This is a genomic window from Microbacterium sp. F1-18 (assembly GCF_052921305.1).
The window spans coordinates 815,501-830,396 of sequence record NZ_JBREVD010000001.1 but is presented as its reverse complement, the minus strand read 5'-3'; the positions used below and the strand labels follow the sequence as shown (position 1 = coordinate 830,396).

At 69.4% G+C, this 14,896-nt stretch carries 16 protein-coding genes and 3 tRNA genes; 10 read left to right on the top strand and 9 right to left on the bottom strand.

Translation table 11 applies throughout. From position 1 onward, the window contains the following. The first annotated feature begins 48 nt into the window (after nucleotides 1–48). From ACU6RU_RS03890 to ACU6RU_RS03870, 5 genes are all read left to right on the top strand, one after another. Entirely contained in the window at nucleotides 49–870 is an 822-nt protein-coding gene (locus ACU6RU_RS03890) for an ABC transporter permease (RefSeq protein WP_112615945.1), read from the top strand. Then, nucleotides 867–1,664, top strand: a complete 798-nt coding sequence (locus ACU6RU_RS03885; RefSeq protein WP_120263711.1) for an ABC transporter permease — start codon at nucleotides 867–869, stop codon at nucleotides 1,662–1,664. The genes ACU6RU_RS03890 and ACU6RU_RS03885 overlap by 4 nt, the downstream gene beginning before the upstream one ends. After that, entirely contained in the window at nucleotides 1,661–2,653 is a 993-nt protein-coding gene (locus ACU6RU_RS03880) for an ABC transporter ATP-binding protein (RefSeq protein WP_120263710.1), read from the top strand. The genes ACU6RU_RS03885 and ACU6RU_RS03880 overlap by 4 nt, the downstream gene beginning before the upstream one ends. A 98-nt stretch (nucleotides 2,654–2,751) precedes the next feature. Beyond that, nucleotides 2,752–3,834, top strand: a complete 1,083-nt coding sequence (locus ACU6RU_RS03875; RefSeq protein ID WP_120263709.1) for an extracellular solute-binding protein — start codon at nucleotides 2,752–2,754, stop codon at nucleotides 3,832–3,834. A 98-nt stretch (nucleotides 3,835–3,932) separates the two neighbouring features. Then, nucleotides 3,933–5,054: an adenosine deaminase family protein gene (locus ACU6RU_RS03870; protein WP_289330697.1), complete on the top strand. Its 1,122-nt coding sequence runs from the start codon at nucleotides 3,933–3,935 to the stop codon at nucleotides 5,052–5,054. Nucleotides 5,055–5,190: 136 nt separating this feature from the next. Here ACU6RU_RS03870 and ACU6RU_RS03865 read toward each other — a convergent pair whose 3' ends face one another. From ACU6RU_RS03865 to ACU6RU_RS03850, 4 genes are all read right to left on the bottom strand, one after another. Next, the gene (locus ACU6RU_RS03865) at nucleotides 5,191–6,789 is read right to left on the bottom strand and encodes a DEAD/DEAH box helicase (protein ID WP_446725932.1); all 1,599 of its coding nucleotides are present in this window, start codon (nucleotides 6,787–6,789) and stop codon (nucleotides 5,191–5,193) included. A gap of 503 nt (nucleotides 6,790–7,292) precedes the next feature. Further along, nucleotides 7,293–7,553, bottom strand: a complete 261-nt coding sequence (locus ACU6RU_RS03860; RefSeq protein ID WP_120263708.1) for a glutaredoxin family protein — start codon at nucleotides 7,551–7,553, stop codon at nucleotides 7,293–7,295. A 135-nt stretch (nucleotides 7,554–7,688) separates the two neighbouring features. Further along, nucleotides 7,689–8,816, bottom strand: a complete 1,128-nt coding sequence (locus ACU6RU_RS03855) for a glycosyltransferase (RefSeq protein ID WP_446725931.1) — start codon at nucleotides 8,814–8,816, stop codon at nucleotides 7,689–7,691. Nucleotides 8,817–8,911: 95 nt separating this feature from the next. Next, on the bottom strand, nucleotides 8,912–10,069 hold the full coding sequence (locus tag ACU6RU_RS03850; RefSeq protein WP_446725930.1) for a polysaccharide deacetylase family protein: 1,158 nt from the start codon (nucleotides 10,067–10,069) through the stop codon (nucleotides 8,912–8,914). A gap of 139 nt (nucleotides 10,070–10,208) precedes the next feature. On the opposite strand from ACU6RU_RS03850, the gene ACU6RU_RS03845 reads away from it, so the two are divergent. From ACU6RU_RS03845 to ACU6RU_RS03830, 4 genes are all read left to right on the top strand, one after another. Beyond that, on the top strand, nucleotides 10,209–11,090 hold the full coding sequence (locus tag ACU6RU_RS03845) for a DUF72 domain-containing protein (protein WP_446725929.1): 882 nt from the start codon (nucleotides 10,209–10,211) through the stop codon (nucleotides 11,088–11,090). Between the two features lie 44 nt (nucleotides 11,091–11,134). Beyond that, nucleotides 11,135–11,410, top strand: a complete 276-nt coding sequence (locus tag ACU6RU_RS03840; RefSeq protein ID WP_120263704.1) for a hypothetical protein — start codon at nucleotides 11,135–11,137, stop codon at nucleotides 11,408–11,410. A gap of 62 nt (nucleotides 11,411–11,472) precedes the next feature. Then, complete coding sequence (locus ACU6RU_RS03835) at nucleotides 11,473–11,610, top strand: hypothetical protein (protein ID WP_199484999.1); 138 nt, start codon at nucleotides 11,473–11,475, stop codon at nucleotides 11,608–11,610. A gap of 75 nt (nucleotides 11,611–11,685) precedes the next feature. After that, nucleotides 11,686–12,381, top strand: coding sequence for an SOS response-associated peptidase (locus ACU6RU_RS03830; protein ID WP_446725928.1), 696 nt, complete (start codon nucleotides 11,686–11,688; stop codon nucleotides 12,379–12,381). A gap of 33 nt (nucleotides 12,382–12,414) precedes the next feature. On the opposite strand, the gene ACU6RU_RS03825 is transcribed toward ACU6RU_RS03830, so the two are convergent. Continuing rightward, the gene (locus tag ACU6RU_RS03825; protein ID WP_446725927.1) at nucleotides 12,415–13,605 is read right to left on the bottom strand and encodes an MFS transporter; all 1,191 of its coding nucleotides are present in this window, start codon (nucleotides 13,603–13,605) and stop codon (nucleotides 12,415–12,417) included. An 87-nt stretch (nucleotides 13,606–13,692) separates the two neighbouring features. Here ACU6RU_RS03825 and ACU6RU_RS03820 point away from each other — a divergent pair, with 87 nt between their 5' ends. Then, nucleotides 13,693–14,151, top strand: coding sequence for a winged helix-turn-helix transcriptional regulator (locus ACU6RU_RS03820; RefSeq protein ID WP_446725926.1), 459 nt, complete (start codon nucleotides 13,693–13,695; stop codon nucleotides 14,149–14,151). Between the two features lie 36 nt (nucleotides 14,152–14,187). On the opposite strand, the gene ACU6RU_RS03815 is transcribed toward ACU6RU_RS03820, so the two are convergent. From ACU6RU_RS03815 to ACU6RU_RS03800, 4 genes are all read right to left on the bottom strand, one after another. Continuing rightward, nucleotides 14,188–14,439: a hypothetical protein gene (locus ACU6RU_RS03815; RefSeq protein WP_120263699.1), complete on the bottom strand. Its 252-nt coding sequence runs from the start codon at nucleotides 14,437–14,439 to the stop codon at nucleotides 14,188–14,190. A gap of 122 nt (nucleotides 14,440–14,561) precedes the next feature. Further along, nucleotides 14,562–14,634: transfer RNA gene (locus ACU6RU_RS03810), tRNA-Phe, on the bottom strand. A 70-nt stretch (nucleotides 14,635–14,704) separates the two neighbouring features. Continuing rightward, nucleotides 14,705–14,778: transfer RNA gene (locus tag ACU6RU_RS03805), tRNA-Asp, on the bottom strand. 21 nt (nucleotides 14,779–14,799) lie between these two features. Beyond that, nucleotides 14,800–14,872, bottom strand: a tRNA-Glu gene (locus tag ACU6RU_RS03800). Nucleotides 14,873–14,896 lie beyond the last annotated feature (24 nt).

Below are 14,896 nucleotides of genomic sequence, written 5' to 3'. Positions count from 1 at the left end.
GCAACCGGTTGCACCCGCATCCTCCCCTCGCACGAACGGAGTTCGCTCGTGGTTTCACGCCGCACCGGACTGCTGGCCCTCCCCGGGCTCGCGCTCCTGCTGGCGGGGTTCCTCATCCCGTCGATCGCGATGCTGTTCGCCCCTCCCGGCGTCAGCCTGGTCGACATCCTCGAGCGTCTCGGTCGGATGCTGACCGACCCGTTCGATCTCGCGATCATCGGGCGCACGGTCGGGCTCGGCCTCATCGTCACCGTGATCTGCATCGTGCTGGGGTTCCCGATCGCCTATCTGCTCGCCCGCTCGACCTCGCGCTGGTCGGGCGTGCTGCTCGCCCTCGCGATCTTCCCGCTTCTGCTGAGCAACGTCGTGCGCACGTTCGGCTGGCTCGTGCTGCTGGGCTCGAACGGCGCGATCGGGCAGCTGCTCACCGGGCTCGGCCTCGTCGACCGGGCTCCGCAGCTGCTCTACACCGAGCTGGCGATCGTGCTGGGCCTGACCCAGCTCTTCCTGCCGCTCGCCATCATCTCGTGCTACTCCGCCGTCGCCCAGGTCGATCCTGGGCTCGACGACGCCGCCCGCGGTCTCGGCGCGAGCCGCACCCGGACGTTCTGGGGCATCGTCGTGCCGCTCTCGGCACCGGGCATGGTCGTCGCCTCGACGCTCGTCTTCGCCGGCAGCGTCACCGCCTACACGACTCCGTACCTGCTGGGCGGATCGAGCCAGCGGATGCTGTCGACCCAGCTCTACTCGTACTCGAGCGTCACGATCGACTGGGCGGCGGCGAGCGCGACGGCCATCATCATGACGGTCCTCGTCTTCGCCGTGTCGGGCCTGTCCGCCGTCGTCGGACGACGGGGGGCCACCGCGTGAAGACCAGTCGTCCCGTCGCGGCATCCCTCGCCGTCGCCGGCTACATCATCATGATCGTGCCGATCCTCTTCGTGGTCGCCACGGCGTTCACGGGCGGACGCACCCTGCGCTTCCCGCCGGAGGGCTTCTCGCTGCAGTGGTTCGAGGCGGCGCTGAACTACGACCCGTTCATCAGCGCCCTGCTGTCGAGCCTCCAGCTCGCCCTCATCGCCACGGTGCTCGCACTTCTGATCGGTGTTCCCGTGACGCTGGCGATCCACCGCGGCAAGCTGCCGGGCAAGGGACTCGTCGAGGGGCTCTTCCTCTCGCCCCTCATCGTCCCCGAGCTCGTCGTCGGCCTCGCGCTCTACCAGCAGCTGATGATCGGCCTGCGCCTCGACAACTTCCCGGTGCTGCTCGTCGGCCACACCGTGCTGATGCTGCCCTACGCGGTGCGGGTCACGGGCGCGTCGCTGGCGCTCGCCGATCCCGGCATCGAAGAGGCCGCCCGCGGGCTCGGCGCGTCGCCGCTACGCGCGTTCTTCTCCGTCACGCTGCCCCTGCTGCGCCCCGGCATCTTCTCGGCGGGGCTGCTGAGCTTCGTCACCTCGTTCAACAACGTGCCGCTGTCGCTGCTGCTGCAGAGCCGCGACTTCCGCACGCTCCCCGTCACCATGCTCGACTACGTCCAGCAGAGCTACGACCCGATGGTCGCGGCCACGAGCACCATCATCCTCGCGGGCACCGTCGTCATCGCCGTCATCGCCGAGCGCACCGTCGGCTTCGCCCGCATCTTCGGAGGGATCAACCGATGACCACCGCAGCAGAGTTCGTCGGGGTGACCCAGCGCTTCGGCGACTTCACCGCCGTCGACGACATCGACCTCGCCATCCCGTCGGGGCAGCTCACGACGTTGCTCGGACCGAGCGGATGCGGCAAGACCACCTCGCTGCGCATGCTCGCGGGCTACACCCAGCCGACGTCGGGCCGCATCATGATCGCGGGCACGGACGCCACCCGCACGCCACCCGAGCGACGTGGACTCGGGATGGTGTTCCAGTCGTACGCCCTGTTCCCGCACATGACCGTGGCCGAGAACGTCGGTTACGGCCTGAAGCTGCGCAAGGTCGCGGCGGCCGAGCGTCGGCGTCGCGTCGAGGAGTCGCTCGACCTCGTCGGCCTCGGACACCTCGCGGCGAGCCGGCCGAAGAAGCTCTCGGGCGGACAGCAGCAGCGCGTGGCCCTCGCCCGCGCCATTGCGATCCGGCCGACGCTGCTCCTCCTCGACGAGCCGCTGTCGAACCTCGACGCGCGCCTGCGCGTGCAGATGCGCGCCGAGATCCGCCGCATCCAGTCCGAGACCGGTCTGACGGTCGTGCTCGTCACGCACGATCAGGACGAGGCGCTGGAGATGTCCGACCGCATGGTGCTCATGCGCGACGGCCGCATCATGCAGGAAGGCGCCCCGTCCGACGTCTTCACCGCTCCGGCCAACCGTTTCGTCGCGGAGTTCCTCGGCTACGAGAACTTCCTCGCCGCGGCGGACGGGACGCTGACGACCGTGCGTCCCGAGCACCTCGCTCTCGGGCGCCCCGCGGACGGGACCGGGCTCGCGCTCGACGGAGTCGTGCTCGACGTCGCCTACCGCGGAGTCGACCGTCTCGTGACCGTCGAGACCGCCGACGCCACGGGCGCGGCCGTGCGCCTCATCGCCGATGTCCGCGACGAGGCCGTCACCGCCCGCCCCGGCGATCGGGTCACCGTCACGGCCCCGACCGCCCGCCTCATCCGCCTCGCCTCCTGAGCGGCCCGACGCCTCCACCCCGCACCAGCACCCGCACCCACCCCAGCACCAGCCCCGCACCTCTGCGCCCCGCCCGCAGACCTCCGAGAGGAACCCGCATGATCCGCACCCGCACCAGCCGCGTCCTCGCGGCATCCGCCGCCGTCGCCGCCACGGCTCTCGTCGTCACCGGCTGCTCCGGCGGTTCGGCAGAGTCCGGCGACGGGGGATCGAGCGACTCGATCGTCGTCAGCGCCTTCCCGTTCGGCGTCGAGCAGTTCCAGGAGGCGATCGTCGACCCCTTCACCGAGAAGACCGGCATCACGGTCGAGATCGAGACCGGGTCCAACGCCGACCGGCTCTCGCAGCTCCAGCTCGCCGGTGGCGACGCCGGGATCGACGTGATGCTGATCTCCGACACCTTCGCGGCATCCGGCCAGGAGCAGGGGCTGTTCCAGGACTTCGACGAGTCCGACGTCCCGAACCTGGCGAAGATCGCCGACTTCGCGGTCGAGGACGGTTATGACGGACCCGCCTACAGCTACCAGCTCAACGGCACGCTCTACAACACCGACGAACTGGATGCCGCGCAGGCCGCCGACTGGTCGCTCTACGCCGACTCCGCCTACAGCGGACGCCTCGCCTTCCCCGACATCGCGGTGACGGCCGGGCAGCTCGCCGTCTCGGGGGTCGCGTCGACGTTCGGTGACGGCCCCTACGACATCGACACCGCCTACATGACGATCGGCGGATGGGCCCCGAACATCCTGCAGTTCTACTCGTCGTCGACCGAGGTCACCAACCTGCTCACGCAGGGCGAGATCGTCGCCGCCGATGCGCTGAGCGGCTTCGCGACCACGCTCATCGCCTCCGGTGAGCCCGTCGCGTGGACCGCGCCCGCCGAGGGCCGCTACATGGCGACCAACCGTGCCATGATCCCCAGCGGAGCGAAGAACCTCGAGGGCGCGTACGCGTTCATCGACTACCTGCTCTCCGTCGAGGCGCAGACGGCATCGGCCGAGATCGTCGGCGACCTCCCCGTCGCCCTCGACGCGACGATCCCCGCCGAGATCACCGCGGTGGTCGGTGACATCGCCGCCGACCCGATCGCCGCGGGCTACGCGACGCTCGACCCCGCCGAGATCGTCCCGAACCGCGCGCAGTGGGTCGAGCGGTTCGCGCGCGAGGTCGCCTCGCGCTGATCCAGACCGCCCGGCCGCCGAGCATCCCCCCATCCTCGGCGGCCGGGCCTCTTCTCGCGGTTTCACGACCGCACCGCTCCACGAGTACGAACGGCACCATGACTTCCGCAGCATCCCTCCCCGTCGACTACCTGCAGCGTCTGCCGAAGGCCGACCTGCACTGCCACCTCATCGGCACGGTCCGCGCGTCGACGTTCGCCGAGCTGGCGCACCGCGAGTCGCTCGAACTGCCCGCCGACCCCGAGCGCATCTTCGCCGACATCAACTCGCTGCCGCCCGACCCGGCCCTCTACCGGAACACGCGCATCCCCGTTCCGCAGCAGCGCGGTGCAGATGAGCCGGAGGTGTCGTACTCGCTCTTCCAGGTGTCGAACTGGGTGGTCGAGGTGCTCCGGGATGCCGACGACCTCACCCGCATCGTCTACGAGGCCTTCGAGGACGCCCACCGCCGCAGCGGTACGCGCCACCTCGAGCTCTTCTTCGATGCGCTGCCGCCGCACCTCGAGTCGCTCGGGTATCTCGGCGCCGTCGAGGCGTACGCCGACGGCATCCGGATGGCTGAGAGGGATTTCGGCATGACGGGGCTGATGATCCAGGGGATCGATCGCAGCCGCAGTGGCGAGGAGGCCCTCGCGGTCGTCCGCCGGGTCGTCGACAACCCGCACCCGTACGTCGCGGGCATCGGCCTCGACAACCTCGAGACGGCCGGTCCGCCCGAGCGCTTCGTCGACGCGTACCGCCTGGCCGGTGAGGCGGGTCTCGGACGCACCGCGCATTCGTCGGAGCACGCCCCGACCGCCGTCAACACGATCACCTGCCTCGATCTGCTCGGCTGCGACCGCATCGACCACGGGTACTACGTGCTCGAGGACGACGCGGTCGTCGAACGGATGCGCGAGGAGCAGGTCGCGTTCACCGTCGCCTCGACCACGTCACGCCGCTCGTGGCGGCCCTGGCGTCGCGCATCGATCGGCGCGATGCTCGAGGCCGGGCTCAACGTCATCCCGTGCTCCGACGACCCCGGGATGTTCCCCACGACCCTCGCCGCCGAGTACGGCATCGTCACGGAGCAGATCGGTGCGTCGCGCGAGCAGGTCCGCCGGATGGCGATCTCGTCGTTCGAGGCGTCGTGGCTGCCCGCCGAGGATCGGGCCCGTCGCGTCGCCGAGGTCACCCGCGAGATCGACGCTCTCGACGCCGAGTTCGCGCTCTCGGTCTGACGCCCGCTGGGGCGCCGCCCGCGCCGAGCACGCACCCCCGCCGCGAGAACGTACGGTCGAGGGTGCGTTCCCGCGTCGAGCGTGCGCGCTCGGTGGTAGGCCCCAGCGAGCAGTGCCGGGTGCCGGATGCTGCGGGTCAGCGACCGCTGCGGCGTCCGGCGCTGTTCTGGCGGACGACCGAGCCGACCATGAGCTTGCCGCCTGCGGCAGCACCGTTCGAGGATGCACGGCGGCCGGTGCGGCGCGGGTTGCCCGCGGGGGCGGCATCGCGCGTCTCGCGGGGTGCGCGGTCGGCGCTCTGGCCGCCGCGCGGGGACTGCTGTCCGCCGCGGCTCGGCTGCTGGTCGCGCTGACCGCCCGAGCGTGCAGCCTGCCCGTCGCGGCCACCGGCAGCACCCTGGCCCTGGCCCCGTCCGCCGCGACCGCGTCCGCCGCTGGAGCGGCCGCCACCGTTCGACGCACCGCCGTCGCGAGCGTCACGTGCAGCGCGCTTGCGCTGGGCGTTGGCGCCCTGGCTCGTGCCACGGGGCGCGACCTCGACCGGCGCGGGGGTCACGTAGGGCGCGACCTTGCCGACGAGAGCGGTGACCTCGGGCGACTCTGCGGTGACCGAGGTCGGGGTGACGGCGATGGCGGCCTTGCGGAGCAGATCCTTGACGTCGCGCTCCTGGCCCGGCATCACGAGAGTGACGACGGCGCCCTCGGCGCCCGCGCGCGCGGTGCGGCCTGAGCGGTGCAGGTACGCCTTGTGCTCCATGGGCGGGTCGACGTGCACGACGAGCTCGACGTCGTCGACGTGTACGCCGCGGGCGGCGACATCCGTCGCGACGAGAACCTTCGCGGTGCCCGACGAGAACGCGGCCAGGTTGCGGTCGCGCTGCGGCTGCGAGAGGTTGCCGTGCAGGTCCACCGAGGGGATGCCCTGCGAGGTCAGCTGCTTGGCGAGCTTCTTCGCCGCGTGCTTGGTGCGGGTGAAGAGGATGCGGCGGCCCATGCCCGAGGCGAGCGCCTTGACGACATCCTTCTTCTCCTCGGCGCCGGCGAGGTGGAACACGTGGTGCGTCATCGCCGCGACCGGGGAGTGCGCCTCGTCGACCGAGTGCAGCACCTCGTTCTGCAGGAAGCGCTTGACGAGCTTGTCCACGCCGTTGTCGAGGGTCGCGCTGAACAGCATCCGCTGCCCGTCGCGCGGCGTCTTGTCGAGGATGCGCGTGACAGCGGGGAGGAAGCCGAGGTCGGCCATATGGTCGGCCTCGTCGATGACGGTGATCTCGACGGAGTCGAGGGTCAGGTGGCGCTGCTGCAGCAGGTCTTCGAGGCGACCGGGGCAGGCGACGACGATGTCGACGCCAGCGTTGAGGGCCTGAACCTGACGGTTCTGGTTGACGCCTCCGAAGATGGTGGTCGTCTTCATGCCGTAGGCAGCCGCGAGGGGCTCGAGGGTCGCGTTGATCTGCGTCGCCAGTTCGCGGGTCGGGGCGAGGACGAGGCCCAGGATGCGGGCGGCGCGGCGGCTGCCGCCGGCCAGCTCGCCGCCGAGGCGCGCGGCCATCGGGATCGAGAAGGCGAGGGTCTTGCCCGAGCCGGTCTTGCCGCGGCCGAGCACGTCGCGCCCGGCGAGGGTGTCGGGCAGGGTGTCGACCTGGATCGGGAAGGCGGTGGTCTTGCCGTCCTTCGCGAGGGCTTCGACGAGGGGAGCGGGCACGCCGAGCGTGCGGAAAGTGGTGTCAGTCATGAGGGAGTGTGTCTCCGGGCGCACGTCGGCGCCCTGATCGGTGGCCCGGATGCGGGTGCGCATGCGGGGTCGCCGTACGAAAGAGTCCGCGGGATGCCGGTCGTGACCCGGTGGGCGGAAGGCGTTCTACGACGCGTGCGGCGCGAGCGCGCCACAAGTTCGACCAGTCTACCAGTGCAGGCCCGGCGGTCGGTTCGGCCCCCTCGCGGCGACCGCGTGCCCGCTGGAGCCGCGATGCAAGGGTTCAGCCTCGACACCCCGCCGGTACGGCATCAGTGACGGGGTGTCGGCCCGGATCCCTTGCATCCGCGCACGGCCCCGAGGCTGCCCGGCGTCGAAGGCTCGGAACCTCCCCGACGTCTCCGAGCCCTCGGATGCCGTTGGCCCGGAGCCGCGATGCAAGGGTTCGGCTGCGACACCCCGCCGGTACGGCATCAGTGACGGGGTGTCGGCCCGGATCCCTTGCATCCGCGCACGCAGCACGCGCGCGGCACGCGCCCAGGTCAGATGAGCGAGAGCTCGCGCAGCTTCGTTGCCACGTCGTCGTTGCTCGGCTCGACGTGGTGGGTTGCGTCGGGGTAGACCACGACGGGGATCTGGGTGCGGCCCGAGATCTCACGCGCGACGTCGGCCGCAGCGGGCTCCGCCTCGAGGTCGATGTAGGTGTAGTCGACGCCGAGCTCGTCGAGCTGAGCCTTCGTGCGGCGGCAGTCGCGGCACCAGTCGGCGCCGAACATCGTGATCGTGTCGGTGGAAGCGGTCATACCTCCAGCGTACGTCCGCGACGGAGGACCGGGCCCGACCCCGATCCCGCCCAGTGCGTACCGATCACGCGAAAACGCACCGCCTCCCGAGCACTCTCGACGAGGCGGTGCGCTCTCGGCGCGGAAGCCCGCGCCTCAGTACTCGGCGGCCCGGGCGCGCTCGGGGGCGGCCTCGAGCGCGGCGGGAACCCGCGGCTTCTTGGGTGCGTAGACGACGAGCGCGTGGAAGACGAAGCGCACCACGAACGCCGCGATGAGCGTCAGGCCGGCAGCGATGACGCTCGGGATGTGTGCGTTCTCGACGAGCATCCAGAGCACCGGGATCCGGATGATGGCCTCGGCGTTGTTGAACGCGAACGATTTCACGAACCGTTGCGTCATGCTTCCGGATTCCGACCGCATGTCGGAGAAGACGAGGTATTCGAGCAACAGGAAGTTGCCGATGATCGTGATCTCGCTCGCGATGATGGATGCCGGCAGGTAGTCCATTCCGAGCCGGATCAGACCCCACATGATCACCAGGTTCGCGATGGCGCCGACGCCGCCGACCAGGGCGAACGCCGACATCCGTCCGAAGCGGAGCATCAGCAGCTGGGTGAGGAACCGGATGCCCTGTGTAAAGGTCGCCTTCGACGAACCGGCGTAACGCGGTGCGAAGGCGAACGGCACCTCGGCGACCCGCATGTGACGGCGCGCCAGGATCTCGAGCAGGATCTTGAAACCGCGCGGCCGCAGAGCGTCGACGTCGATCGTGTCGCGGTTGACCAGGAAGAATCCGGTCATCGGGTCGCTGCATTCGCCGAGCTTGCGGGGGAACATCGCCTTGGTGAGCAGCGTCGACGCGCGTGAGACGGTCGTGCGCGTCGCATCGGCCAGCCCCTTCGAGTCGCCGCCGGCGATGTAGCGCGAGGCGACGACGACATCCACGTCTCCGCGGTCGGCGCGTGCGAGCAGCCGGGGGATGTCCTCGGGTGGATGCTGCAGATCGCCGTCCATCACGAGACACCACGACGAGTTCGCGGCGCGTATGCCTTCGACCACCGCCCCGCCGAGTCCCGCGACCGGCTCGTCGCGGTGGATCAGTCGCACCGGGAAGTCGGCCGCTCTCGCGGCCCGCTCGATGATCGCGGGGGTGTCGTCCGTCGAGTCGTCGACGAAGACGACCTCGATCATCCGGTCGTCGACCGCGTCACCGATCCGTCGGAGCAGCTCCACCACGTTCGGGCCTTCGTTGAAGGTCGGGACGACGATCGTCAGATCCATGGAACGCTCGCAAGTGAAAACGGACGGGGGAATTCACACAGTACTGAGGATTCATATGCGTACAAGTGGTTGACCCTTTGGATATCTCCTGAGATTCACCCGATGGACTTCTTGATGTCATCCACGGTCATGCCGTAGTTGACGCGGACGACGGGCAGGGCCAGCTTGTCGCTTCCGATCGAGACGTAGCCGGGCTCGATCGTGCGTGCCATCTCGAAGCCCGCGTCGGCGACCGCCTGCTTCGCGGCGTCGTTGTAGTGGCCGAACGGGTACGCGATCACCTCTTTCGTGCCGCCGAGCACGCTCGCGGAGGTCTCCAGATCGGTGACGATCTCGTCGTGCGTCCAGTTCACGATGCGTCCGCGCCCGTCGGCTCCCGCGGAGTGCATGTCGTGCGCGTGCGAGCGCTTGAGCACGTACGGCGGCAGGTCGGGTCCGGCGCCGTTGATCGTGATGACGAAGGATGTCGTCATCACGCGGTACTTCTCCACCAGTGGCACGGCGAGCTCGAGCCACGACGGGTCGGCGTCGTCGTCGGTGATGATGACCGAGTGATCGGGGAGGAAGAGCTCGCCGTCGATGAACGCGCTCAGCTCCGGCCAGGTGGGCAGGTAGAACTGCTGCTCGGAGATGTACTTCAGGTGTGATTCCCAGTCGCCGACATAGGCGTAGTTGCCGCGGAGCCAGCCCGACTCGCCCTCCGGCTTCGTCGTGAACTGGTGGTACATCAGGATCGGGATGCGCGTCTTCGCGGCGGCGTTGTCGGCCGCGCCCATCCACGCGGCGTGCACCGTGCGCTGCTGGCCGTCGCAGGTGACGGCATCCGCGCCGTTGAGCCGACCCGGGATCGCCAGCGCCGCGGCATCCTCGGCTGTGTCGTACCAGCCGGCGAACACCATGCCCTCGCGCGCGGGGATCGGCAGCGAGGCGTAGGGCTTCCCCTGCGTCTCGAGCTCCGGGGCGATATCGATCGCGTCGCCCGTGAACGACACGGCGCACGCGTTCGGGTCGTCCGCATCGGCGATGAGCTGCTCCGCCGGCGACAGCGGTTCGGGCGTCGGGGTCTCTGCCTCGGGTGCGGGGGCGGGCTCGGATGCCGCCGGGTCGGGCGTCGTGCTCGCACGCTGCATCACATCGACGGCGAACCAGCCGCCGACCGCTGCGACGAGCAGAACTCCGCTGAGGGCTGCCCCGATGCCGATTGCCCGGCGCTTGCGCCGTCGTCCCGCGTTCGAACGTCGCGTTGCGCCCATCGTTACTCCCCCTGTGGTGCCCGGTGCGTCCGTCGAATCCTAGGGCGCTCGGCTATGCGGATACGCGCCGATGTTCCGGATGCCGCGGCGAGGGCAACCCCCTTTCACGCTTGCGTTGACGCGCGGAGACTGCCGAACCATGAACGCGTTTGCAGCCCCTGCGGATCCGGGCCGCGTTCGCGTCGGCATCTCCGGGTGGCGGTACGCCGGATGGCGCGGCGACTTCTACCCCACGGGACTCGCCCAGCGGCGCGAGCTCGCATACGTGGGCGAGCGGATGTCGACGGCCGAGCTGAACGGGTCGTTCTATTCGCTGCAGCGGCCGTCGAGCTATCGGCGGTGGCGGAGCGAGGTGCCCGAGTCGTTCGTCTTCGCCGTCAAAGGCTCGCGCTACGTCACGCACATGCTGCGGGTGCGCGGAGTCGAGACGGCGCTGGCGAACTTCTTCGCCTCAGGGGTGCTCGCGCTCGGACGGCAGCTCGGACCTGTGCTCTGGCAGCTCCCCGAACGCGAGGAGTTCGACGCCGATGTGCTTGAGGAGTTCCTCGCCCTCTTGCCGCGGACGACGGGCGAGGCCCTCGCGCTTGCCGAGCGGCACGACGAACGCCTTGACGGGCGGGCGTGGCTCGAGATCGAGGAGGACCGTCCGATCCGTCACGCCCTCGAGCCGAGATCGGCGGGGTTCGGATCGGATGCCGCGCTCGTGCTGCTGCGTACGCACGACACCGCCCTCGTCGTGGCCGACACCGCTGGACGCTTCCCCCGGTTCGAGGAGGTCACGACTGCCGGGCACGTGTACGTCCGGCTGCACGGCGCGACCGACCTCTACGCGAGCGGGTACTCCGACGCGGAGCTCGACGAGTGGGCGGACCGCATCCGGGGATGGGCCGACGGGTCAGCGGCATCCGATGGCCGTCCGCGCGATGTGTGGGTGTACTTCGACAACGACGCGCGGGGGAGGGCGCCGCACGACGCCGTCGTGCTCGCGCAGCGGGTCGATGCGGCGTTCATGCGTGGCTGACGTACGAGATCACCGCGCTCATTTCGGTGAATTAGAGTGACCGGATGTTCCGCAAGACCCGTGCCGAGCGTGAGCGAGAGCTCGACCAGGTCCTTCGCGGTATTGCCGACCACCCGCTGTCCTCAGAGGAAGTGCGGCAGGCGAATTCCCTGATCGAGCAGCTTGACGGTCAAGATCCGTCGGTCATCGACGACGCCCTCGCAAGCCGCGGCCTCCCGTCGCTGCAAGACCTGGGGAGGATGCAGCTGAAGCATGGGCTCGCCTTCGGTCGGCTTCACCGGCGTAGGCGCAAGCTCGAGAAGACGCTCGGCCGAACCTGACCCTTTCGCCCGCGGGTGCGATGCGGCGTTTAGGCTCGGCGGGTGACCGATCGGGATGCTGCGTGAGCGCGCAGCCGGCACCGTGGGTCTGCCCGACCTGCGGCGATCCGCTGCGCTTCGAGATCCTCGACGACGAAGCGTTCCTCGTGGCGTGGTCGTGCCTGAACTGCGGACTCGTTCGGGTCACCGAGCCGGCCTGAGCCCGGGCGCCTCAGTGTCCCGGGTGAGGAGGCATCTGCTCGACGCCGGTCACCCCGCGCCGTAGGGTCACTCACATGTGCGGTCGATTCGCGAACGACGCCAAGACGGACGAACTGATCCGGGAGTACGTCGCCGAGGGCGGCGACCCCGAGGACTGGGTGAAGTCCTGGGCCGGTGCCTACTCGATCGCGCCGACCGAGGACGCGCCGATCGTCCGCGACCGGGGCGAGGGGCGGGTGCTGGAACTCGTCCGCTGGGACTGGCAGAAGCCGGCGAATCGCCCGCGGGGCGGTCCGATCATCAACGCGCGGATGGAGAAGCTGGCTCAAGGATTCTGGACGCCGGCGTTCAGCGCGGCTCGCTGCATCGTTCCGATGCGGGGCTACTTCGAGTGGACCGGCGACAAGACGCCGAAGACCCCGCACTTCCTCCACGGTGAGGGCTTGCTCTCGGCGGCCGGGCTCACGTGGTCGATGGAACTGCCGACCGGCGAGAGAACGCGGTGCTTCGTCGTCATCACCCGCGAGGCGCGGGATTCGAGCGGACAGGTGCACGACCGGATGCCGGCTTTCCTGACGCCCGACACCTGGGATGCCTGGCTGACGCCCGAGAAGCTCACCGGTGACCGCAAGGCGGAGACGCTGGCGATGCTCGAGCACACGTCCGCTCAGATCGCCTCGACGATCCGCGAGCACGTCGTCGACCGCAAGGTCAGCAACTCCCGCACGGTCGATCCCGCCGACCCGACGCTGCTCGACCCGGTGGCCTAGCCGGTCCTTCGTGAGGGCATCGAGCGCTCGTCGTCAGGTTGCGGGTAGCGCATCGAGCTTCGCCGGCCGCTCCGCCATGGGCCGGCTGAGCGCCCAGGTGAGCAGCCCGCAGAGCGCGAAGCTTGCGCCGAGTACCGCACATCCCGCCCACCCCGCCGCCGCATAGACGGCGGTCGTAGCGGTCGCGCCCAGGACGGATCCGAGCGAGTAGAAAGCCATGTAGCCACCGATCGCGCTGCTGGTCCGTTCGGAGTAGGCCTCGGTGAGCAGCGACTGGTTGCTGACGTGAACCGCCTGGACAGCGAAGTCCAGAAAGATGACGCCGATGATCACGAGCCAGATCGACCATGTGGCCTGACCGGCCGCGATCCACGACAGTGCCAGGACGACAAGCGCCGCCCCGGTAACGCGGCTCGCTCGGCCGTTGTCCGCCCACCGGCCGGCCCGGGCTGCCCCGAGCGCGCCGGCCAGCCCGGCGATGCCGAACAGTCCGACCTGCGTGGCGTCCAGATGCCAGGGTCCGGCCTCCAGGGGCAGGGCGAGTCCGCTCCAGAGCGTGCCGAACGACGCGAAGAGGAAGAACGCGATCACACCACGTGAGACGAAGAACGGTACAGCGAACATGCGGACGAGCGAGCCGATCACGGCACCGTAGGTTCTGCGACTCATTCGCGCTTCCGCCGGTAACCGGGTGAGGACGGCGACCGCGAGCGCGACGAGCATCGCTGCGAGTGCGAGGTAGACGGCTCGCCAGCCCCAGAGATCGGTCAGAATCCCGGCGACGACGCGGGCACCGAGAATTCCCACCACCACGCCGGAGGTGACGACACCGAGCGAACGGCCGCGTTCGGCGGGAGCGGAGAGATCCGCGGCGAAGGCGACGGCTGTCTGGACGACGACAGCGAAGAGTCCCGTCGCCGCGAGCCCGGCGACCAGGACCGCGGCCCCCGTGGCCGATGCCGTGACCAGGGTGCCGGCGGCGCAGAGAACGAGGTGGAGCGCGATGAGCCGCCGCCGATCGATCACGTCACCGAGGGGCACGAGGCCGATCAGCCCGATGAGGTAGCCGACCTGCCCGGCAGCGATCACCCATCCCCACTCGGATGTCGCGATGCCGACGTCTCGGCCGATGTGCGCGAGCATCGGCTGGGCGGCGTAGGTCGTCGACACAGCGACCGCGCACACCGTCGCGAGCAGCATCCTCGCCGTACGAATCCCGCTCACGAGCCCTCTCCAATGGTAGTCATTTGCAACTCATCGCAGTATGGCAGAATGGTTGCAGTTCGCAACTCAATGGGAGGGGTCGAGCGAATGATCGGAGATATCGAGGACGTGACCTGGACCGACTCGACGTGCCCGGTCGCTCGGACGATCGACCTCGTCGGCGACCGGTGGAGCCTGCTGATCATCCGCGACGCGATGGACGGCGCCCGGTCGTTCACCGACTTCCAGCAGCGCACCGGCGTTGCGCGCAACATCCTCACGGAGAGGCTGCGGCGCCTCGTCGATCGCGGGCTGTTGAGGCGTGAGGCTGCGGCATCCGGTCGCCGCCAGCACTACGTCCTCACCGAAGCGGGGCGCGACTTCTTCACGGTGATCGTCGCGCTCCGGCAGTGGGGCGAGCGTCACGTGTTCGAGGATGGCGAGCCGCGCTCAGTCCTCGTCGATGCGGACGGGCATGTGCTCGCAGAAATGAGGCCGGTGGACTCGGATGGGCGTGCCGTCAACGCCGACTCGACGGCTGTCGTTCGCCCCGTTGGGGCGAGTTGAGGGGAGCGGGACCTCGTCGGCGCGGGTCCGGCGGCGTCACTCGTCGGGTGTCGGCTCGTGACTGAAGTCGTACGCGGGGTCCGACCGCTGCCACAGGAGGTATCCGGCGAGTGCGGTCGCGAGCCCGACGAAGTGCAATGCCGGGTAGACCAGTGCCGGGGCATCCGGTAGCAGACCCGCGAAGACGATCGACGCGATGAACGCTGCTGCGCTGAATGCCGCCAATGCCACCGCCCACCGGCGCAGCCGCTTCGTGCGGGGGCTCTGCGGTCGCGGAGACGCGTTCATGCCTAGACCATAGGGCCCCGCACGGCCGATCAGCGGAGCGCGTCGGTGTCGGGGCAAAGCAAAACCCCCGCCATGTAGAAGCTAGGCGAGGGTTTCTGGGACCGTTGTAACGACGGTCCGTGTGGCTCCGACGGGCGTCGATCCCGTGACCTCACGATTTTCAGTCGTGCGCTCTACCAACTGAGCTACAGAGCCGCATGGCGTCAGAGATGCCATGTCCTAGACGAAAGGCCCTCTGGAAACCAAAGGGCCCGTCGCTTTAGAGCGACCCTGACGGGACTTGAACCCGCGACCTCCGCCGTGACAGGGCGGCACGCTAACCAACTGCGCTACAGGGCCATGCTTATTAAGTTGTGGGAGTGACCCCAACGGGATTCGAACCCGTGCTACCGCCGTGAAAGGGCGGCGTCCTAGGCCGCTAAACGATGGGGCCGAGCGAACCCAGACCCGGGAGTCA